This window comes from Microbacterium sp. J1-1, from assembly GCF_024498615.1.
GTDB classification, from domain to species: Bacteria; Actinomycetota; Actinomycetes; order Actinomycetales; family Microbacteriaceae; genus Microbacterium; species Microbacterium aurugineum.
This window is the reverse complement of record NZ_CP089590.1, coordinates 2,144,100-2,164,571: the sequence shown is the minus strand read 5'-3', so window position 1 is coordinate 2,164,571 and position 20,472 is coordinate 2,144,100. Positions and strand designations below refer to the sequence as shown.

The following is a 20,472-nucleotide window of genomic DNA, read 5'->3' as shown; positions in this document are numbered from 1 at the left end:
CAGAAACATGACTCTGCGCACCCTGGACACTCTGGGGTCGCTCGAGGGCAAGCGTGTCATCGTCCGTTGTGATCTCAACGTCCCCCTGCGGGATGGGATCATCACGGACGATGGCCGTGTCCGCGCCTCGCTGCCGACCCTCAACACACTGATCAACGCGGGCGCCCGCGTGATCGTGTGCTCCCACCTCGGACGCCCGGACGGCGCGCCCGACCCGCAGTACAGCCTGGAGCCGGTGGCGCAACGCCTCTCCGAACTCCTCGGCTCCCCGGTCGCGTTCGCACGCGACACGGTCGGCGAGTCGGCGACGGATGCCGTCGAGTCGCTCGAGGACGGTGGAGTCGTCGTCATCGAGAACCTGCGGTTCAACCCGGGGGAGACCTCGAAGGATGAGGCGACGCGTGCGGCCTTCGCGGCAGAGCTCGCGAAGCTCGGCGACGTGCTCGTCTCCGACGGGTTCGGGGTGGTGCACCGCAAGCAGGCGAGCGTCTACGAACTCGCCGAGTTGCTGCCTTCCGCTGCCGGTCTGCTGATCGCAGCCGAGCTCGATGTGCTGGACCGTCTGACCGAGAATCCGGAGCGTCCCTACGCGGTCGTGCTCGGAGGCTCGAAGGTCAGCGACAAGCTCGGCGTCATCTCGCATCTGCTTCCGCGGGTCGACAAGATCCTCGTCGGCGGCGGGATGCTGTTCACCTTCCTCAAGGCACAGGGCCACGCCGTGGCATCGAGCCTCCTGGAAGAGGATCAGCTCGACACCGTTCGTGGCTACATCGCCGAGGCCGCCGAGCGCGGTGTGGAGCTCGTGCTCCCCACCGACGTCGTCGTCGCCGCGTCCTTCGGCGCGGACGCCGCACACGAGGTCGCTGCGGCCGACGCGATCGAATCCACGCCGTTCGGCGCATCGGGCATCGGCCTGGACATCGGTCCCGAGACGGCGGCGCGATTCGCCGAGGTGATCCGCGGCTCGAAGACGGTGTTCTGGAACGGCCCGATGGGCGTGTTCGAGTTCCCCGCCTTCGCAGCGGGGACCAAGGCCGTCGCGCAGGCGCTCACCGAGGTCGACGGTCTCAGCGTCGTCGGCGGGGGCGACTCCGCTGCCGCGGTGCGTCAGTTGGGCTTCTCCGATGAACAGTTCGGTCATATCTCGACCGGCGGCGGCGCGAGCCTCGAATTCCTCGAGGGCAAGAAACTACCTGGGCTGGAGGTCCTCGGATGGGCGTGAACTCCCGTACCCCGCTGATCGCGGGAAACTGGAAGATGAATCTCGACCACCTTCAGGCGGTCGCGTTCGTGCAGAAGCTGCACTGGACGTTGAAGGATGCGAAGCACGAAGACGGGTCCGTCGAGGTGGCGGTCTTCCCGCCCTTCACGGACATCCGCAGCGTGCAGACGCTCATCGATGCGGACAAGATCCCCTTCGCTCTCGGCGCGCAGGATGTCTCGGCGCACGACTCCGGTGCGTACACCGGCGAGGTGTCGGGCGCATTCCTGGCGAAGCTCGACGCGAAGTACGTCATCATCGGCCACTCCGAGCGTCGCGAGTACCACTCCGAAGGCGACGACGTCGTGGCGGCCAAGGTGCAGGCTTCCCTCAAGCATGGCCTCGTTCCGGTGATCTGCGTCGGTGAGACGGCAGAGGACCTCGAGAAGTTCGGTGCGAGCGCGGTTCCCGCCGGTCAGCTCGAGGCCGCACTCCAGGGCGTCTCCGCGCAGGCGGACATCGTCGTGGCGTACGAGCCGGTGTGGGCCATCGGCTCCGGTCAGGCGGCGACTCCGCAGCAGGCGCAGGATGTCTGTGCCGCACTGCGTGGGGTCATCGCGAAGGTTCTGGGCGACGAGGCCGCCGCGCGCACGCGGATCCTCTACGGCGGATCCGTGAAGGCGGCGAACATCGCCAGCTTCATGCGTGAGCCCGATGTGGACGGCGCTCTCGTCGGCGGGGCGAGCCTCGTCGTGGACGAGTTCGCGGCGATCATCCGCTTCGAGAAGCACGTCGGCGTGTGAGTGCAGCGGGGCTGCGGCCCCGCTGCACCGTATACTTGACCGTTACGGGGGCGCTCCGGCCCCATCGAAAGGCTCTTTCTCGTGGCAATTCTTGAGTTCGTCCTGCAGGTCGTGCTGGGTATCACCAGCGTCCTGCTGACCCTCCTCATCCTCTTGCACAAAGGTCGCGGCGGTGGCTTGTCCGACATGTTCGGTGGCGGCATGACGTCTGCCGTCGGCTCCTCCGGCCTTGCGGAGCGGAACCTGAACCGCTTCACCGTCGTCCTGGCTCTGACGTGGTTCATCTCCATCGTCGCGCTGGGCCTCATCACGAAATTCGAGGTCATCTGATGGCTACCGGTGGAAACGCGATCCGCGGCACCCGCGTGGGCTCCGGCCCGATGGGGGAGCAGGACCACGGTTATCACGCCGACCGCATCGCGGTCTCGTACTGGGACGGGCTCGGCAACGAGACCGTGCGCTACTTCGCAGCCGGTCTCCCGGAAGAGGAGATCCCGGAGACGATCGACCACCCGCAGTCCGGTCTGCCTGCCGGACGCGACAAGGAGAATCCGCCTGCGCTCGCGAAGGCGGAGCCCTATAAGACGCACCTCGCGTACGTGAAGGAGCGTCGTACAGACGAGGAAGCGGTCCAGCTGCTCGACGACGCGCTCACGCAGCTGCGTGAGCGTCGGGGTCAGTGACCTCGACCTGACATCGAAGAAGCCGCCGCGATCACTCGCGGCGGCTTCTCTCGTCTTGCCCGGGTGCGAGACTCAGCGGCACCCGGCAGCGGCGTCGATGTACTCCTGCGGCGGGTAGCCGTATGCCCAGACTCCGTTGGCGTCATCGGTGTATCCCATGCTGATCGCCCAGGCGGTCGCCCACTTCTCGATGCTGTCCTGCGTGGAGGCGTCGTACATGTCCTCGCACTTCACGCTGATCGCGTGGCCCACCTCGTGTGCGACGAGTGCTTTGCTCCGCTCGGCGGGCCACTGTTCGGCGACCGAGTTCGACAACTCGATGATCGCGCGATCCGGGTCGTCCCACCACCACGTCGTGTAGCCGCCCATGCTGCCGTTGTACCCAGCGCCGTTCACCACGGGAGCCCAGTCGAACTCCAGCAGGACTCCGGGGGCGAGTGACCGCGCGAAGGCCTCGATCTCCAGTCTCGCGTTCTGCAGGGGCCCCGCCTTCTCCGCCAGTTCTTGGGCCTCGGTGGCGACGACCTCGGACGCGGCCCCCTGCAGGGACAGGTACGTCGTCGCCGCAGCGGCGTCCAGGGTGGTCGTCGCGGCGGCGTCTGCAGCGGCGTTCCGCAACGCGATCACGGCATCGTTCCTCGCGGAGAGATGCGCCTTCTCGAAGCCGGCGGCGGCCTCGCCCGCTGTCGCGAGAAGGGCCACCCCGCTCCGGGAGACACCGTCACCGACGGTGGCGATCTCGGTCGTCACCGTGCGCAGATCGTCGGAGAGGCGGCTTGTCGATGCCAGGTGCTGCTCCAGAAGCGTCGTCGATCCGAAGAGCTCCCAGAACCACACCGGCTTCTCGCCGGATGAGGGAACCTCGGTCGCCACGATCTCCTCGGCGGAGACGGCGACGATCTCCGCGTCCTCGGTCGCAATGGTCAGCGCGGCCCCCAGCTCCGCATCCACGGCGACAGCCGGCTTCTCGACGGAGAGGATCTGCTCCGCCGCATCGGTGACATCGCGCAGTTCGGTGATGTCGCTGCCGACCTCCGTCTTCGCCGTGGACGCCGTCTCCGCGGCCTCGGCGTACCGCGATGCGGCGTTGTCGTAGCCGAGGTTCGCAGCCACCTGCGTGATCGAGAGAGCGGCGATCACAGCGACGCCGCCGACCAGTCCCAGGATCAGCCCACGGCGGTTCTTCCGCTGTGCGGGAGGGGAGAGGGGAGGCGGGGTGGACCAGAACGCGACGGGTAGTCGATGCTCGCCGGAAGAAGGCGTCGGCGTGTCGAGAGGTGGCGGGGTCGGGATTGTCACATCGTGCCCATTCGGTGGGGCCTTCCGGCCGGTGGCTGCCTGCATCGATGCTGTCAGAGTATTCGACTGCCGGGCGGAGAGACGAGAAGGCCCCCACCGCGGGGGTGGGGGCCTTCTGGAGCGGAGGGGCTGACGGGAATCGAACCCGCATCATTAGTTTGGAAGACTAAGGCTTTACCACTAAGCTACAGCCCCGGATCCGAGACTCCGGAAGTCTCGGTACCGACTCAACGACTATACCGGACTCTGGCGCATGCTCCGGTCCGTTAGACTCGGTGGGGCTGAATCTGCGTGCGGATTCCCCGGGGCGTAGCTCAGCTTGGTAGAGCGCCCGCTTTGGGAGCGGGAGGTCGCAGGTTCAACTCCTGTCGCCCCGACACGGCCCCACGGACCTTACAGCCGCGATACCGCGCGGAAATCACAAGGAGAACACACCAGCATGGCGAACAGCACCGTCGAGAAGCTGACCCCGACCCGGGTCAAGCTCACCATCACGGTCACCCCGGACGACCTCAAGCCCAGCATCGCGCACGCCTATGAGCACATCGCTCAGGACGTGCAGATCCCCGGCTTCCGCAAGGGCAAGGTTCCGGCGCCCATCATCGATCAGCGCATCGGCCGCGGCGCCGTCATCGAGCACGCGGTGAACGAGGGCCTGGACAAGTTCTTCCGCGACGCCACGGTCGAGCACAAGCTGCGTGTCGTCGGTCGTCCCTCGGCGGACATCACCCAGTGGCCGAGCGAGAAGGACTTCTCGGGCGATCTGCTCGTCGACATCGAGGTGGACGTCCGGCCGGAGATCGAGCTCCCCTCCTACGACGGCATCACGGTGACCGTCGACGCCGTCGAGGCGGATGACGCTGCGCTCGACGCTGAGCTCGACAACATGCGTGCCCGCTTCGGTACGCTCGTCCCGGTCGACCGTCCGGCCACGAAGGGTGACTTCGTGGACCTCGACCTCGTCGCCACCATCGACGGCGCCGAGATCGACCGCGCCGAGGGCGTCTCCTACGAGATCGGCTCCGGCGAGCTGCTCGAGGGCATCGACGACGCGATCGAGTCCCTCACCGCGGGGGAGGACACCACGTTCCGCTCGGCTCTCGTCGGTGGCGACCACGCCGGCTCCGAGGCCGAGGTCTCCGTGACGGTCAAGGCCGTCAAGGAGCGCGAGCTGCCCGAGGCGGACGACGACTTCGCTCAGATCGCGAGTGAGTTCGACACGATCGCGGAACTCCGCGAGAGCCTCGCCGAGCGTGTCGCTCAGCAGGGCGTCTTCACGCAGGGCTCCGCGGCGCGCGACAAGCTCGTCGAGGTGCTTCTCGAGCAGATCGAGATCCCGGTTCCGCCGCAGCTCATCGAAGACGAGGTCCACAACCACCTCGAGGGCGAAGGCCGTCTCGAGGACGACGTGCACCGTGCCGAGGTCACCGAGGCGAGCGAGAAGCAGTTCCGCACGCAGGTGCTGCTCGACACGATCGCCGAGCAGGCCGACGTGCAGGTCTCGCAGGAGGAGCTCAGCCAGTACCTCATCCAGTCGGCTGCGCAGTACGGCATGGCGCCGCAGGAGTTCGTCGAGGCTCTGCAGTCCTCGAACCAGCTCCCCGCGCTCGTCGGCGAGGTCGCCCGCAACAAGGCCCTCGCGATCGCGCTCGGCAAGGTGAAGGTCGTCGACAGCAACGGCAAGGCCGTCGACCTGTCCGACTTCATCGTGACCGATGACGAGGCCGCTGAGGCTGAGGGTGAGACCGCCGAGGCCGAGGAGAAGCCCGCCAAGAAGGCGCCGGCCAAGAAGCCGGCCGCCAAGAAGGCTCCGGCCAAGAAGGCCGACGAGGCTGACGAGGCCGAGAAGCCGGCCGCCAAGAAGCCGGCTGCCAAGAAGGCTCCGGCCAAGAAGGCTGCCGACAAGGCCGAGTGATCGACACGATCCAGTGAAGAGGGCGGATGCTGCGGCATCCGCCCTCTTTTCCTATCGAGGGGACAACCATGACGAAGAGCTGGGACGAGCGCGTGGATGAGGTGTGGGCGCAGGCCTCCGGCGAGGAGGTCGGAGCCGACACGATCGCGCGCATCGACGCACTGGCCGCGGAGCGCGGACCCGATGACGCCCGTGCGGAGTTCGAACGGGCCGGTGCCCGCGACTCCGCGGGGTTGCCGGCCGAAGCGGTCGCGCTGTATCGACGGGCTCTCACTTTGGGGCTCGACGAGGAGCACCGTCCGCAGTGCGTGATCCAGTTGGCGAGTTCGCTGCGGAACCTCGGTGAGTACGACGACGCCCTCGCCGTCATCCGCGCGGAGGAGGAACGGTCGGCCGACGGTCCGTACCGCGATGCCGTCGCCACGGTGCACGCGCTCATCCTCGCGAGCGTGGGTCGGCCGGCACAGGGCCTCTCCGTGGCGTTGCTCGCCCTGGTGCCCCACCTTCCGCGTTACCACCGGTCGATGACGGCATACGCCCTCGAGATCGCTGACGCCGACACCTGATATGCCGACGGCGAACACGGCCTGGGTGCCGCGCCTGCGCCGGTAGATTCGAATCACTGAAACACGGAATCAGGAGCTGACATGGCTGCAGAACCCCTCCTCGCAACGAGCGTCTTCGACAGGTTGCTGAAGGACCGCATCATCTGGCTCGGCTCGGAGGTGCGAGACGAGAACGCGAACGAGATCTGCGCGAAGATCCTTCTTCTCGCCGCAGAGGACTCCGAGCGAGACATCTACCTCTACGTGAACTCGCCCGGAGGCTCGATCACCGCCGGCATGGCGATCTACGACACGATGCAGTTCGTGCCGAACGACATCGTCACGGTTGGAATCGGTATGGCCGCATCGATGGGGCAGCTGCTCCTCACCGCGGGCACCAAGGGCAAGCGCTACATCACCCCGAACGCGCGTGTGCTGCTTCACCAGCCGCACGGTGGCTTCGGCGGGACGTCGAGTGACATCCAGACCCAGGCGCAGCTCATCATGTCGATGAAGAATCGTCTCGCGGAGATCACCGCGGCCCAGACCGGCAAGTCGGTCGAGCAGATCAACGCCGATGGTGACCGCGACCGCTGGTTCACCGCCGAGGAAGCGCTGGAATACGGCTTCGTCGACCACATCCGCGAATCGGCCTCCGACGTCATCGGCGGCGGCGGAACCGACCAGGACACCGAGTAACGGAAAGCGAAAGGACGCTCATGTACACACCCACCTTCCGCTCATCCGGTGACCTGCCCTCCAGCCGCTACGTGCTCCCGCAGTTCGAGGAGCGCACCGCCTACGGCTTCAAGCGTCAGGACCCGTACAACAAGCTGTTCGAAGACCGCGTGATCTTCCTCGGCGTGCAGGTCGACGATGCGTCTGCCGACGATGTGATGGCTCAGCTCCTCGTCCTGGAGAGCCAGGACTCCGAGCGCGACATCACGATGTACATCAACTCGCCCGGTGGCTCGTTCACCGCGATGACGGCGATCTACGACACGATGCAGTACGTCGCGCCGCAGATCCAGACCGTGGTCCTCGGGCAGGCGGCCTCGGCGGCCGCCGTGCTGCTCGCGGCCGGTGCGCCGGGCAAGCGACTCGCGCTTCCGAACGCTCGCGTGCTCATCCACCAGCCCGCGATGGGCGAAGCCGGTCACGGACAGGCTTCCGACATCGAGATCCAGGCCGCGGAGATCCTCCGCATGCGGACCTGGCTCGAGGAGACCCTGGCCGGGCACACGAACCGCACCCCGGAGCAGGTGAACCGCGACATCGATCGCGACAACATCCTCTCCGCCACGCAGGCACTCGAGTACGGCATCGTCGACCAGGTGCTCACCACGCGCAAGCGCGTCTGAGCGTCTCAGACATCGAAAGGACGCCCGTCGGATCTGACGGGCGTCCTTTCGTCGTCTCCGGCGGATGTGCAACCTCCTTCACTCGATCTGCGCATATGAGCACACAGGTGCGCGTACGCAGTATTGGGCCTACCCTGGAGGAGGAAGGAGGATGCCGTGGAAGAAGATCTGCTCATGGTCCGCGTCGCCGAGCTGTACTACGACGAGGACAAGACCCAGGACGAGATCGGCGGACTTCTCAAGATCTCCCGCTGGAAGGTCGGTCGTCTGCTCACTCAGGCGAGGGAACGCGGAATCGTGCGTATCGAGATCGTGCATCCTCGGGCCCGGCGCCTCGGCCTCGAACGGCTCCTCGTCGAGAGGTTCGGACTGACGGACGCCGTCGTCGTTCCTTCGCCGGAGGGTGACGACGGGACGCTGGAGCGCGTCGCGCAAGCCGCGGCCGACTTCCTCACCGCTCTGCGACCGGTTCCCCGCACCCTCGGCGTGAGCTGGGGTCGCACCCTGCGCGCCGTCGCGGAGGCTCTTCCCGACGGGTGGGCCAACGGCGTCACCGTGGTGCAGCTCAATGGGGGAGTGAGCCTGAACCGCCGTTCGGGTGGCGCCGCGGGGCTGGCCGTCACGATCGCCCAGAGGGCCTCGGGTCAGGTATCGCTGCTCCCCAGTCCCGCCATCCTCGAGCGAGTCGAGACCAAGCAGGCCATCGAGTCGGACCGCACGGTCGCGGCCGTGCTCGAAGAGGCTGCGGAGGCGCAGGCGTTCCTCTTCACCGCAGGCCCCTGCGACGCCTCGTCCGCCCATGTCGAGAACGGATACCTCCGTGCGGAGGACGTGGAGGAACTCGCACGCCGAGGCGCGGTCGGCGACGTTCTCGGCCGCTATGTCGACGCGGAGGGCAACATCGTCGACTCGCAACTCGACGCCCGGACGGTCGGCGTCTCGCTCGACCGTCTTCGCGGAGCCACCCATGCGATCTTCGTGACGGCGGGTCCCGCCAAGCACGACATCGCACGTACAGTCGTGACCAGTGGCCTGTGCGGCGTTCTGGTGACCGATGAGACCACAGCACGAGCATTGTTGGAGGAACAGTGACGACCAAAGAACTCAGCCGCAGGACGGCGGTGGATGTTCTCGGCGCCGAGCCGGACGACGCCACTCTCCGGCGCTTCCTGCACGGACTTCCGGGAGTGGACGCCGTCGGTCTGGAACAGCGCGCAGCCGGACTCGGCACGCGTTCGATCAAGACCACGTCGAAAGCCTGGGCGCTCGACACCATCATCAAGCTGATCGACCTCACGACGCTGGAGGGAGCGGACACCCCCGGCAAGGTGCGCTCGCTCGTCGCGAAGGCCAAGACCCCCGATGCCGCCGATCCGTCGACACCTCGCGTTGCGGCGGTCTGCGTCTACGGCGACATGGTCGGCGACGCGGTGAGCGCGCTCGGCGGTCTGCACGGCGACCCCGACGACGGTCTGATCTCGGTCGCGGCGGTGGCCACGGCATTCCCGAGTGGGCGCTCGTCGCTCGCGATCAAGCTCGCCGACACCGCTGAGGCGGTCGCCGCCGGAGCTGACGAGATCGACATGGTCATCGACCGCGGGGCGTTCCTCTCCGGCCGCTACGGGCTCGTGTTCGACCAGATCGCCCAGGTCAAGGAAGCCTGCCGGCGCGAGGACGGCTCGTACGCCTCTCTCAAGGTGATCCTCGAGACCGGTGAGCTGAACACGTACGACAACATCAAGCGCGCGTCCTGGCTCGGCATCCTTGCGGGCGGCGACTTCATCAAGACCTCGACCGGCAAGGTCCAGCCTGCCGCGACGCTCCCAACGACGCTGCTCATGCTCGAGACCGTCCGCGATTGGTATCGCGGGACCGGGGAGAAGATCGGTGTGAAGCCCGCCGGTGGCATCCGCTCCTCGAAGGACGCGGTGAAGTACCTGGTCACCGTCGCCGAGACGGTGGGCGAGGAGTGGCTGCAGCCGCACCTCTTCCGTTTCGGGGCCTCCAGCCTCCTCAACGACGTTCTCCTGCAACGTCAGAAGCTCACTTCCGGCCACTACTCGGGCCCCGACTATGTCACGATCGACTGACGGGAAGACGAACATGTCATTTCTGGAATACGCTCCGGCACCGGAGTCCACCGCGATCCTGAACCTCAAGGACAGCTACGGTCTGTTCATCGACGGCGAGTTCGTCGACGGCTCCGGTTCCTCCTTCTCGACGATCTCGCCGGCGAGCGAGAAGCACATCGCCGAGATCGCCTCCGCCAGCGATGAGGACGTCGACCGTGCGGTCGCCGCTGCGCGCCGCGCCTATGACAAGACGTGGTCGAAGATGAGCGGACGCGACCGCGGGAAGTACCTCTTCCGTATCGCTCGCCTCGTGCAGGAGCGCGCCCGTGAACTCGCGGTCGCCGAGAGCCTCGACAACGGAAAGCCGATCAAGGAGAGCCGCGACGTCGACGTGCCCCTCGTCGCCTCCTGGTTCTTCTACTACGCAGGGTGGGCGGACAAGCTCGATCACGCCGGACTCGGGGCGAACCCGCGCGCGCTCGGCGTCGCCGGACAGATCATCCCGTGGAACTTCCCCCTGCTGATGCTCGCGTGGAAGATCGCGCCCGCTCTCGCGGCCGGGAACACCGTCGTGCTCAAGCCCGCCGAGACCACCCCGCTGACGGCGCTCCTCTTCGCGGAGATCCTGCAGCAGGCCGACCTTCCGGCCGGTGTCGTGAACATCGTGACCGGAGCCGGCGCGACCGGATCGACGCTGGTGCGACACCCCGACGTGGATAAGGTCGCCTTCACCGGTTCCACGGGGGTCGGTCGTGACATCGCCCGGGCCGTGGCAGGAACCGCCAAGAAGGTCACCCTGGAGCTCGGCGGCAAGGCGGCGAACATCGTGTTCGACGACGCGCCGATCGACCAGGCCGTCGAGGGCATCGTGAACGGCATCTTCTTCAATCAGGGCCATGTGTGCTGTGCCGGAAGCCGTCTGCTGGTCCAGGAGTCGATCCACGACGAGGTCGTCGACCGACTCAAGACTCGCCTGTCGACGCTGCGGCTGGGGGATCCCCTCGACAAGAACACCGACATCGGTGCGATCAACTCCGCCGCGCAGCTCGCGCGGATCCGCGAGCTCAGCGACATCGGTGAGGCGGAGGGTGCGGAGCGATGGACCGCTGACTGCGCCATCCCCGAACAGGGGTTCTGGTTCGCTCCGACGATCTTCACCGGGGTCGAGGCGTCGCACCGCATCGCCCGCGATGAGGTCTTCGGCCCTGTGCTGTCGGTGCTGACCTTCCGCACCCCGGCAGAGGCGATCGCGAAGGCGAACAACACACCGTACGGCCTCTCCGCCGGCATCTGGTCGGACAAGGGATCGCGCATCCTCGCGGTGGCCGACCGACTGCGCGCCGGTGTGATCTGGGCCAACACGTTCAACCGATTCGACCCGTCGAGCCCGTTCGGCGGTTACAAGGAATCCGGGTACGGCCGCGAGGGCGGACGTCAGGGACTCACCGCCTACCTCAAGGGAGCCGCAGCATGAGCAAGCGTCTGACCGTTCCGAAGACGTACAAGCTGGCGATCGGCGGCGCCTTCCCGCGCAGTGAGTCCGGACGCACCTATGAGGTGCTCTCGCCCAAGGGTGCGTTCCTCGCGAACGCCGCCAAGGGCTCACGCAAGGACGCCCGCGATGCCGTGGTCGCCGCGCGTGCCGCGGTGAAGGGCTGGTCGGGTACGACCGCCTACAACCGCGGGCAGGTGCTGTACCGTGTCGCCGAGGTGCTCGAAGGCCGCAGGGCGCAGTTCATCGACGAGATCGTGGCGCAGGAGGGGGCTTCGTCGTCCGCTGCTGCCGCTCAGGTCGACGAGGCGATCGATCTGTGGGTCTGGTACGCCGGATGGTGCGACAAGTACGCCCAGGTGGCGGGCAATGCGAACCCGGTGTCCGGTCCGTACTTCAACATCTCCGTACCGGAGCCGACCGGTGTGGTGGCCATCGTCGCCCCGCAGGACTCGTCGTTGCTCGGGTTCGTCTCGGTCGTCGCGCCTGCTCTGGTCGCGGGCAACACCGTCGTGGTCGTCGCGAGTGAGCAGCACCCGCTGTCGGCCATCAGCCTCGCGGAGGTTCTGGCCACGAGCGACGTCCCCGGCGGCGTCGTCAACGTGCTCACCGGTTCGCCGGCCGAGATCGCCCCGTGGCTCGCCTCGCATCAGGACGTGAACGCCCTCGATCTGGCCGGCGCGGGTGACCTCGACTGGGTCGACATGCAGATCGCGGCCGCCGACACGCTCAAGCGCGTGCTCACACCGGGTGAAGTGATCGCCTCCCCGGAGCGGATCGGTGCCTTCACCGAGGTGAAGACTGTCTGGCACACCAAGAGCATGGTCTGATCCGCATCCGCGGATCTCTCCGAATGCTGCGGCGTCTCGACCGGTGCGCACCGGCCGAGACGCCGCAGCGTCGTCCGGCATCCGACGTGTCCGCGCCAATGCGGCCCTGTGTCACATGCAGCGGTTAGGCTCGAAGGACGATCTCTGATCCCCCCATAGGAGGACGCGCATGGCACGCATCGGTGAAAGCGCTGACCTGTTCAAATGCTCTTTCTGCGGAAAGAGTCAGAAGCAGGTCCAGCAGCTCATCGCCGGCCCCGGCGTGTACATCTGCGACGAGTGCGTCGAGTTGTGCAACGAGATCATCGAGGAGCGGATGGCGGAGTCGTCCGCCGATGGGGCAGCGGAATTCGAGTTGCCCAAGCCTCGTGAGATCTTCTCCTTCCTGGAGGAGTACGTCGTCGGCCAGGAGCCCGCGAAGCGCGCTCTCTCGGTCGCGGTCTACAACCACTACAAGCGCGTCCGCGCGCACGGCACACTTCAGACGGCGGAGCAGCGCGCCGAAGAGGTCGAGATCGCGAAGAGCAACATCCTCCTCATCGGCCCGACAGGCTGCGGGAAGACCTATCTCGCGCAGACGCTCGCCAAGCGCCTCAACGTTCCCTTCGCCGTCGCGGATGCCACGGCGCTGACCGAGGCCGGCTATGTCGGTGAAGACGTCGAGAACATCCTGCTCAAGCTCATCCAGGCCGCCGACTACGACGTCAAGCGCGCCGAACAGGGCATCATCTACATCGACGAGGTCGACAAGATCGCCCGCAAGGCGGAGAACCCGTCGATCACGCGTGATGTCTCGGGCGAGGGTGTGCAGCAGGCACTGCTCAAGATCATCGAGGGCACGGTCGCCTCGGTGCCCCCGCAGGGTGGACGCAAGCATCCGCATCAGGAGTTCCTGCAGATCGACACGTCGAACGTCCTGTTCATCGTCGCGGGAGCCTTCGCCGGCCTGGAAGACATCGTGTCGGCACGAGTCGGCAAGCACGGCATCGGTTTCGGTGCCCCGCTGCACGACAAGGGCAAAGACCTCGATCTGTTCAGCGAGGTGCTCCCGGAAGACCTGCACAAGTTCGGCCTGATCCCCGAGTTCATCGGGCGTCTCCCCGTCGTCACGAACGTCTCGCCCCTCGACCAGGACGCCCTGATCGACATCCTCACGGGGCCTCGCAATGCGCTGGTGAAGCAGTACCAGCGCATGTTCGAGATCGACGGTGTGCAGCTCGAGTTCGAAGAGGATGCACTGCGATCGATCGCCGACCTCGCCGTGGAGCGCAAGACCGGCGCGCGTGGTCTCCGCGCGATCCTCGAGGATGTCCTCGGACCCATCATGTTCGAGATCCCGTCGGCGGAAGACGTCGCCAAGGTCATCGTGACTCGGGCGGCCGTCGAAGAGGGCGCGCCGCCGACCATCGTGATGGAGCGCAAGCGCAAGAGCGCGTGACCGGACGCCCGGTGCCCTGGACGACGCCGTCGGATCGAGACCATCGTCGAGGACCGATGGATTCACGTGCGGGCTGATACCTGCGAAGACGTGAGCGGTCGACGGATAGCGCCTTTCTACGTGCTGGAATACGGCGACTGGATCTCGGTACTGGCTCTCGACGAGAACGACGATGCGATTCTCGTCGAGGAGTATCGGCATGGCGCGGGGATCGTCGCGATGGGCACGATCGGTGGGGGAGTCGATCCTGGGGAATCGCCCCGCGATGCAGCCGCGCGTGAGCTGCTCGAAGAGACCGGTTTCGTCTCCGAAGAGCTCATCGAGCTGGGTGCGACCTGGGCTAACTTCGGCAACCACACCAACCGTGTGCATCACTTCCTCGCGCGACGCTGCATGCGCATCGGGGAACAGACACTCGACGACAGCGAGGCGATCGCTGTACACGTGCTGTCACTCGAGGGACTCAGCGACTACCTCTCCCAGAGCTACCACCAGCTCACCTGGTACAAGGCGATGGACTGGCTCCGACGGTGACGACGACGCTGCTCCCGCGGGTTTCGCAGCTTATGGGAAGCGGGGAAAGCGGTCAGCCTCCCACGATTCCGTCGCTGAGTCCCCGCCGTTTCAGGAGCGGTTCGATCTCGGCGTCGCGTCCACGGAAGTCACGGTAGGCGGCGAGAGGATCTTTCGAGCCCCCGACACCGAGCAGCCGATCGCGGAACCGATCGCCGTTGCCACGAGTGAGACCGCCGTTGTCGCGGAACCACTCGACGGTATCGGCGTCGAGCACCTCGCTCCAGATGTACGAGTAGTAGCCCGCGCTGTATCCGCCGGAGAACACGTGGGCGAAGTAGGTGGAGGAGTAGCGCGTCGGCACCGCGGGGTCATCGAGGCCGATGTCGGCCAACGCGGCAGCCTCGAACGCGGCGACGTCGATGACCTTCGCGTCGGTGCCCAGCCGGTGCCAGGCTTGGTCGAGCCAGGCCGCCGCCAGGTACTCGCTCGTCGCGTGCCCCTGGTCGAACGTCTCGGTGGCGCGCAGACGCTCCACGATCGCGGGATCCAGAGGGGCGCCGGTCTCATGATGACGCGCGTAGTTGTCGAGGACCTCCGGCCACAGGATCCACATCTCGTTTACCTGGCTCGGGAACTCGACGAAGTCGCGGAACACGTTCGTCCCCGCGAAGTGCGGGTACGACACGCGCGCGAAGAGTCCGTGCAGGGCATGCCCGAACTCGTGGAACAGCGTCGTCACTTCGTCGAGCGTCAACAGGGTCGGCTCCCCGTCACCCGGCAGCGGCACGTTCAGGTTGTTGACCACGACGGGAGCTGTGCCGCGCAGTCGCGACTGACTCACGATCGCGTTCATCCAGGCGCCGCCGCGCTTCGAGTCACGCGTGTAGAGGTCGAGCACGTAGAGGCCGACAGGTGAGCCGTCGGCGTTGCGCACCTCGAAGACCCGCGCACCCGGGTGGTAGGCGACGAGATCCTCACGCTCGGCGAAGGTGACGCCGTACAGCCGCGTCGCCGCGTAGAAGACACCGTCCTGCAGGACACGCTCCGCTTCGAACCAGGGGCGCAGGGCACTGGAGTCGATGTCGTAGCGCGCAGTGCGGACCCGCTCGGTGTAGAACGCCCAGTCGTGGGCTTCGACGGCGAACGGCGCAGGCTCGGTCTCGTCGACGATCGCCTGGAGCGCCGCCCGCTCTTCGCGCGCATTCCGCGCTGCGGGGCCGGCGAGGCGACGCAGCATCTGCTCGACAGCGTCCGGAGTACCGGCCGTCTCGTCGGCGGTGACGTAGGCGGCATGCGACTCGTACCCCAGCAGAACCGCTCGCTCCGCGCGCAGCCGCACGATCTCGGTCAGCACGGCACGGTTGTCGTTCGCGTTCCCTCGCGAAGCGCGTGCGAGCGATGCCGTCATGATGCGACGACGAGACTCCCGCACGCGCAGCTGGGCCAGCGCCGGGTGCCCGGTGAAAAGCGGAAGCGTGATGAGGAACTTCCCCTCCAGCCCCCGGTCGGCCGCCGCACGTGTGGCCGCCGAGAGCTCACCGCTGCTCAGACCCTCCAGCTCGGCCGCGGAGTCGAAGACGACGGCGAGGTCGTTCGTGTCGTTGAGCAGGTTGCGCTCGAAGGTGTTGGTCAAAGTGGACAGCCGCTGGTTCAGCGCGGTCAGCCGCGTCTTGGCCTCGTCATCCAGGCCCGCGCCCGCGTGCGTCATCTCCCGGTGATGACGTTCCACCAGATACCGCTGCTCGGCGTCGATGTCCAGAGCATCGCGCTGCTCGTACACCTGCCGTATCCGCCAGTACAGGGCGCCGTCGAGCGTGATCGCGTCCTGGTGTGCGGCCATGAGCGGCGCGAGCTGCTCGTCGATCTCCTGGATCTCCGGCGTCGCATCTGCTGAGCTCACGGTGTAGAAGACGTGTGCGACGCGGTCGAGCAACTCGCCGGAGCGCTCCAGAGCCTCGACGGTGTTCTCGAACGTCGGCATCGACCGGACCATCGTGATGCGCTGGATCTCGCGGAGCTGCTCGTCGAACCCCGCCTGGAACGCGGGGAGGTAGTGCTCGGGCCGGATCGCCGGGTAGTCGGGGAGGCCGTACGGGAGGGGCGACGGCTGCAGCAACGGGTTCGTGGCGTCGGTCATCCTCCGAGCCTATCCACCGACCTGCGCAGGCTCAGGAACCGTCTTCGCTCAGGCGCGTCATCACCCGCCGCAGTGCTTCCACGACCGTGCGGACCGAGCGTCGACGCAGGTTCTCCGGACGTGCGAGCACGTCGATCATCCGATGGGTGCTCACCCCTTCGAGCGGGATGCGCACGATGTCCCGGTCGTCGACGCTGCGCGATGTGTATCGCGGCAGCATCCCGAGCACCCCGCCGGCGGCGACGACAGCGGAGACGGCACCGTAGTCGTTGATGCGGTGATGGATCTCGACGGGCCGGTTGGCGACGGCAGACACGGCGCGGAGCACGTCGTCGGGGGAGTAGCCGATGCGGCTGGTGACCCACCGTTCCCCAGCGACGTCGGCCGGCATGAGGCTCGACCGGGTGGAGAGCGGGTGCGACTTCGACAGGGCGACGTCGAGGGGCTCGCGTACGAGCGTCAGGCTTCGCATCCCCGCTGTCGGCCAGGGTGCCGAATGCTCCATGCGATGCGCCAGGACGAGATCGTAGCGCGCTGTCAATGCGGGGAACTCGCTCTGTGCGACGTCCTCGTCGGTCACCTGCACGCTCGGTGCGGACGCGTCGCCCGTGAACTCGCGTAACAACGGTCCGAACAGGGCTTGCCCCACGCTGTGGAATCCGCTGACGCTGACGACCCCGGTCGGGGAGTCCTCGAACTCCTCCACGGCATGCCGGGCTGCGGCCATGGCATCGATCGCCTCGGTCGCCGCCGCTGCGAGGACCGCGCCCGCGGGAGTGAGGGAGAGGGTCCGTCCCTGCTTCTTGGTGAGGGGTGTGGGGAAGCCTCTCTGGAGTGCCGTGAGCTGCTGCGAGACCGCGGAGGGGGTGACCCGGAGGGCGTCGGCCACGGCCGTGACGCTTCCGAGCGCACTGAGTTCGCGCAGGATCTGCAACTGATGGAGCTCCATCCGCAAAACATTAGCAGTTGCTAAATGATCACTGCAGACGATGGCGATTGTTCTACATGGTCGGATGCGCTGGGATCGGAAGCATGAAGGCACTGTTCAAGGACGCACCGGGTGCCGGGCTGGAGCTCGTCGAGCGTCCGGACCCGACCGCCGGCCCCGATGAGGTCGTGATCCGGGTCCTGCGCACCGGGATCTGCGGCACCGACCTGCACATCCTCCGCTGGGACGACTGGGCGGCCTCGGCGATCGCCGCCCCGCTGATCCCCGGCCATGAGTTCTACGGCGAAGTCGTCGAGGTGGGACCCTCGGTGCACGACATCGCAGTCGGGGACCGCGTCTCGGGAGAAGGGCACATCGTGTGCGGCACGTGCCGCAACTGTCGAGCAGGTCGTCGTCAGATGTGCATCCGCACGATCGGCCTCGGGCTGCAGCGGGACGGCGCCTTCGCGGAGTTCCTCGCGCTGCCCGCGGCGAACGTCTGGGTGCATCACGCCGATGTGACGCCGGAGCTCGGAGCGATCTTCGATCCGCTGGGGAACGCCGTCCACACGGCGCTGACCTTCCCGCTCGTCGGCGAAGACGTTCTGGTGACGGGCTGCGGTCCGATCGGACTCATGGCGATCGCCGTCGCCCGGCATGCCGGAGCCCGTTTCATCGCGGCGACCGATGTGAGCGCCCCGCGGCTGGAGATGGCTCGCCGGATGGGTGCCGACGAGGTCGTCGACGTCTCGGTGCGGGACATCCGCGACGCGCAGCAGGCCCTCGGCATGAGGGAGGGCTTCGACATCGGATTCGAGATGAGCGGCGCGGCATCGGCGCTCCCGGCGCTGATCGACAACATGAACCACGGCGGGCGCATCGCCATGCTCGGTCTGCCGAGCAGCGGCTTCGAGATCGACTGGGGCAAGCTGGTCACCCACATGCTCACGATCAAGGGGATCTACGGTCGCGAGATGTTCGAGACCTGGAACGCGATGGGAGCGATGCTCCAGACGAGCGCGACCCTGCGCGATGCCATCGGACGTGTGATCGCCGACGTCGTCCCGGTGCGCGACTGGCGACGAGGCTTCGCTGCGGCGGAGTCAGCGGGAACGGGCAAGATCATCCTCGACTGGACGGAGTTGTGATGTACGGAACCTTCAAGGACCACGTGGCGGGAGAGCTGGCGGCCATCGAGGAGGCCGGGCTCACCAAGCATGAGCGTGGCATTCGCGGCCCCCAGAGTGCCGAGATCACGGCGGACGGCGCGGAGGTGCTGAACTTCTGCGCGAACAACTACCTCGGCCTCGCCGATGACCCGCGCATCCTGGATGCGGCGACCGGGGCACTGCAGGAATGGGGCTACGGACTCGCGAGCGTCCGCTTCATCTGCGGTACGCAGGAGCAGCATCTCGAGCTCGAACGCCGTCTCGCCGACTTCCTCGGGACGGACGAAGCGATCCTCTACTCGTCGTGCTTCGATGCGAACGGGGGAGTGTTCGAGACGCTCTTCTCCGCGGAGGACGCCATCATCTCGGACGAGCTCAACCACGCGTCGATCATCGACGGCATCCGGCTCTCGAAGGCGCGCCGACTCCGCTACCGCAACCGTGACCTGGCCGACCTCGAGGACCAGCTGCGGGCGGCGTCGGATGCGCGGCACAGGGTCATCGTGACCGACGGGGTCTTCTCGATGGACGGCTACATCGCACCCCTCGCTGAGATCTGCGACCTGGCCGAGCGCTACGACGCCCTGGTGTTCGTGGACGACTCCCATGCCGTCGGGTTCGTGGGCGAGAACGGGCGGGGGACGCCGGAGCTGTGCGGAGTCGCCGACCGCGTCGACATCTACACCGGAACATTCGGGAAGGCCCTGGGCGGAGCATCCGGCGGCTACGTCGCATCGCATGCGGAGATCGTCGCGCTGCTGCGTCAGCGTTCGCGCCCGTACCTGTTCTCGAACACGCTCGCGCCCGCGATCGTCGCCGGGACCCTGACCGCACTCGATCTCGTGGAGGGCTCGGCAGACCTCCGGTCGCGTCTGCGCAGCAACGCGGCACTCTTCCGCGAGCGGATGGAAGCCGAGGGATTCGACCTGCTTCCCGGTGAGCATCCGATCGTCCCGGTGATGTTCGGGGACGCCGCGAAGACAGCACGGATCGCTCGCGAGATGCAGGAGCGAGGGGTCTACGTCACCGCCTTCAGCTTCCCGGTCGTCCCCCGCGACCTGGCGCGGATACGGGTGCAGCTCTCGGCGGCGCACACGCCGGAGCAGGTGGAGAGATGTGTCGCGGCGTTCGTCGCGGCCCGTGCTGCCGTGGCCTAGACGTGAGTGCAAAGGAAACCTTGCAAAGAAGTACTTGCAAAGAGGTCTTTGCAAGAGTATCTTTGCATGCATGACGAACGAGACGCAGGTACGCACCCTCGACGCCGGTGCACTGAAGGCTCTGGCGCATCCGCTCCGAGTGAAGATCTTCGACCTGCTCGCCTCACGCGGCCCGCAGACCGCCAGCTCACTCGCGGCCCTCGTGGGAGAGACCTCCGGATCCACGAGTTATCACCTCCGCGCTCTCGCCGCTCATGACCTGATCCGCGAGGTCGAGGGGCGGGGCACCGCACGGGAGCGCTGGTGGGAGCGGCCCAAGGGGCGCATCGACGTGCCCGGGCCTGATGACATGACGTCGCCGGCCAATCGCGCGGCGGCGCAGATCGTGACCTCGGAGTTCTTCCGCCTGCGTCATGAGACGTTGATGTCGTACCTGAATCGCCCGCAGTCCGAGGTGCCCGAGGCCTGGAGCGAGGTGGGAATCACGATCACGACCCACCTCGACATGACTCCCGACCAGGCGATGTCCCTCCGGCAGGATCTCGAGGCGATCGTCGAGAGTGCCATCGAGCGCTACCGAGGTCAGACCGGACCCGACGTGCGGCGGGTATCGCTCCGCGCGGAACTCTTCGACCTGCCGACGCCGTCGACCGCGGTGCAGGGTTCGACCGACGATGCTGTGGAGGAATCATGACCAGTGCGACACTTCACCTGACGGCGCCGACGCAGACCGAGCGGGGGCTGCTGAAGCTGGCCGACCGCCTCACGGCCTACGTCGAGCACCGGATCGCCCGGCGTGCGCAGAAGCGCGTGCTCGCGCTCGACCTCCTTCGCGAACAGCAGGCGCGACGACAGGACCCCCGCGCGGTGGACCACCTGCTCGCGCAGCTGGGAGCTCCCCGCCGCTGACTCGTCCGGACACGCGC

21 protein-coding genes and 2 tRNA genes are annotated in these 20,472 nt (G+C 67.0%); 19 read left to right on the top strand and 4 right to left on the bottom strand.

Annotation, left to right across the window (positions count from 1 at the left end; translation table 11 throughout):
* Positions 1 to 7 precede the first annotated feature (7 nt).
* From LRQ07_RS10290 to LRQ07_RS10275, 4 genes are all read left to right on the top strand, one after another.
* On the top strand, positions 8 to 1,222 hold the full coding sequence (locus tag LRQ07_RS10290) for a phosphoglycerate kinase (protein ID WP_047524026.1): 1,215 nt from the start codon (positions 8 to 10) through the stop codon (positions 1,220 to 1,222).
* A complete protein-coding gene (tpiA, locus tag LRQ07_RS10285) occupies positions 1,213 to 2,004 on the top strand; it encodes a triose-phosphate isomerase (protein ID WP_047524025.1) in 792 nt (263 codons plus the stop codon). The genes LRQ07_RS10290 and tpiA overlap by 10 nt, the downstream gene beginning before the upstream one ends.
* An 81-nt stretch (positions 2,005 to 2,085) precedes the next feature.
* Entirely contained in the window at positions 2,086 to 2,334 is a 249-nt protein-coding gene (gene secG, locus LRQ07_RS10280) for a preprotein translocase subunit SecG (RefSeq protein WP_047524024.1), read from the top strand.
* Positions 2,334 to 2,687 carry an RNA polymerase-binding protein RbpA gene (locus LRQ07_RS10275; protein WP_017830291.1) on the top strand — a complete coding sequence of 118 codons (354 nt, stop codon included), beginning with the start codon at positions 2,334 to 2,336 and terminating at the stop codon, positions 2,685 to 2,687. Before secG ends, LRQ07_RS10275 begins: the two co-directional genes overlap by 1 nt.
* Before the next feature lie 72 nt (positions 2,688 to 2,759).
* Here LRQ07_RS10275 and LRQ07_RS10270 read toward each other — a convergent pair whose 3' ends face one another.
* Both LRQ07_RS10270 and LRQ07_RS10265 read right to left on the bottom strand, forming a co-directional pair.
* Complete coding sequence (locus tag LRQ07_RS10270; protein ID WP_256534518.1) at positions 2,760 to 3,986, bottom strand: hypothetical protein; 1,227 nt, start codon at positions 3,984 to 3,986, stop codon at positions 2,760 to 2,762.
* A gap of 124 nt (positions 3,987 to 4,110) precedes the next feature.
* A tRNA-Gly gene (locus LRQ07_RS10265) sits at positions 4,111 to 4,181 on the bottom strand.
* 108 nt (positions 4,182 to 4,289) lie between these two features.
* Between LRQ07_RS10265 and LRQ07_RS10260 the strand changes: the two genes are divergently transcribed.
* From LRQ07_RS10260 to LRQ07_RS10210, 11 genes are all read left to right on the top strand, one after another.
* Positions 4,290 to 4,363 (top strand) — tRNA-Pro (locus tag LRQ07_RS10260).
* Between the two features lie 62 nt (positions 4,364 to 4,425).
* Positions 4,426 to 5,901: a trigger factor gene (gene tig / locus LRQ07_RS10255; protein WP_256534517.1), complete on the top strand. Its 1,476-nt coding sequence runs from the start codon at positions 4,426 to 4,428 to the stop codon at positions 5,899 to 5,901.
* A gap of 68 nt (positions 5,902 to 5,969) precedes the next feature.
* Complete coding sequence (locus LRQ07_RS10250; protein ID WP_256534516.1) at positions 5,970 to 6,467, top strand: tetratricopeptide repeat protein; 498 nt, start codon at positions 5,970 to 5,972, stop codon at positions 6,465 to 6,467.
* Positions 6,468 to 6,548: 81 nt separating this feature from the next.
* The gene (locus tag LRQ07_RS10245; protein WP_017830295.1) at positions 6,549 to 7,145 is read left to right on the top strand and encodes an ATP-dependent Clp protease proteolytic subunit; all 597 of its coding nucleotides are present in this window, start codon (positions 6,549 to 6,551) and stop codon (positions 7,143 to 7,145) included.
* Between the two features lie 20 nt (positions 7,146 to 7,165).
* Positions 7,166 to 7,807, top strand: a complete 642-nt coding sequence (locus LRQ07_RS10240; protein WP_047524020.1) for an ATP-dependent Clp protease proteolytic subunit — start codon at positions 7,166 to 7,168, stop codon at positions 7,805 to 7,807.
* Positions 7,808 to 7,963: 156 nt separating this feature from the next.
* Entirely contained in the window at positions 7,964 to 8,899 is a 936-nt protein-coding gene (locus LRQ07_RS10235) for a sugar-binding transcriptional regulator (protein ID WP_047524019.1), read from the top strand.
* Positions 8,896 to 9,897 (top strand): deoxyribose-phosphate aldolase, encoded by a 1,002-nt coding sequence (deoC, locus tag LRQ07_RS10230; RefSeq protein WP_153244346.1) that lies wholly within the window; start codon positions 8,896 to 8,898, stop codon positions 9,895 to 9,897. Before LRQ07_RS10235 ends, deoC begins: the two co-directional genes overlap by 4 nt.
* A gap of 13 nt (positions 9,898 to 9,910) precedes the next feature.
* A complete protein-coding gene (locus LRQ07_RS10225) occupies positions 9,911 to 11,353 on the top strand; it encodes an aldehyde dehydrogenase family protein (protein WP_232761667.1) in 1,443 nt (480 codons plus the stop codon).
* On the top strand, positions 11,350 to 12,201 hold the full coding sequence (locus LRQ07_RS10220; RefSeq protein ID WP_256534515.1) for an aldehyde dehydrogenase family protein: 852 nt from the start codon (positions 11,350 to 11,352) through the stop codon (positions 12,199 to 12,201). Before LRQ07_RS10225 ends, LRQ07_RS10220 begins: the two co-directional genes overlap by 4 nt.
* 169 nt (positions 12,202 to 12,370) lie before the next feature.
* Positions 12,371 to 13,639: an ATP-dependent Clp protease ATP-binding subunit ClpX gene (gene clpX / locus LRQ07_RS10215; RefSeq protein ID WP_047524015.1), complete on the top strand. Its 1,269-nt coding sequence runs from the start codon at positions 12,371 to 12,373 to the stop codon at positions 13,637 to 13,639.
* Positions 13,640 to 13,759: 120 nt separating this feature from the next.
* Positions 13,760 to 14,173, top strand: coding sequence for an NUDIX hydrolase (locus LRQ07_RS10210; RefSeq protein WP_256534514.1), 414 nt, complete (start codon positions 13,760 to 13,762; stop codon positions 14,171 to 14,173).
* Positions 14,174 to 14,225: 52 nt separating this feature from the next.
* Here the strand turns inward: LRQ07_RS10210 and LRQ07_RS10205 are convergent, their stop codons facing one another.
* A complete protein-coding gene (locus LRQ07_RS10205; protein ID WP_256534513.1) occupies positions 14,226 to 16,292 on the bottom strand; it encodes a M3 family metallopeptidase in 2,067 nt (688 codons plus the stop codon).
* Positions 16,293 to 16,323: 31 nt separating this feature from the next.
* Complete coding sequence (locus LRQ07_RS10200) at positions 16,324 to 17,241, bottom strand: LysR family transcriptional regulator (protein WP_256534512.1); 918 nt, start codon at positions 17,239 to 17,241, stop codon at positions 16,324 to 16,326.
* Positions 17,242 to 17,324: 83 nt separating this feature from the next.
* Between LRQ07_RS10200 and tdh the strand changes: the two genes are divergently transcribed.
* The 4 genes from tdh to LRQ07_RS10180 all read left to right on the top strand — a co-directional run bounded on the left by tdh (position 17,325) and on the right by LRQ07_RS10180 (position 20,455).
* On the top strand, positions 17,325 to 18,368 hold the full coding sequence (gene tdh / locus LRQ07_RS10195) for an L-threonine 3-dehydrogenase (protein ID WP_232761672.1): 1,044 nt from the start codon (positions 17,325 to 17,327) through the stop codon (positions 18,366 to 18,368).
* A complete protein-coding gene (locus LRQ07_RS10190; RefSeq protein ID WP_256534511.1) occupies positions 18,368 to 19,546 on the top strand; it encodes a glycine C-acetyltransferase in 1,179 nt (392 codons plus the stop codon). The genes tdh and LRQ07_RS10190 overlap by 1 nt, the downstream gene beginning before the upstream one ends.
* Positions 19,547 to 19,616: 70 nt before the next feature.
* Positions 19,617 to 20,240 (top strand): ArsR/SmtB family transcription factor, encoded by a 624-nt coding sequence (locus LRQ07_RS10185; RefSeq protein WP_256534510.1) that lies wholly within the window; start codon positions 19,617 to 19,619, stop codon positions 20,238 to 20,240.
* Positions 20,237 to 20,455 carry a hypothetical protein gene (locus LRQ07_RS10180; RefSeq protein WP_232761674.1) on the top strand — a complete coding sequence of 73 codons (219 nt, stop codon included), beginning with the start codon at positions 20,237 to 20,239 and terminating at the stop codon, positions 20,453 to 20,455. The genes LRQ07_RS10185 and LRQ07_RS10180 overlap by 4 nt, the downstream gene beginning before the upstream one ends.
* The last annotated feature ends 17 nt before the right edge of the window (positions 20,456 to 20,472 follow it).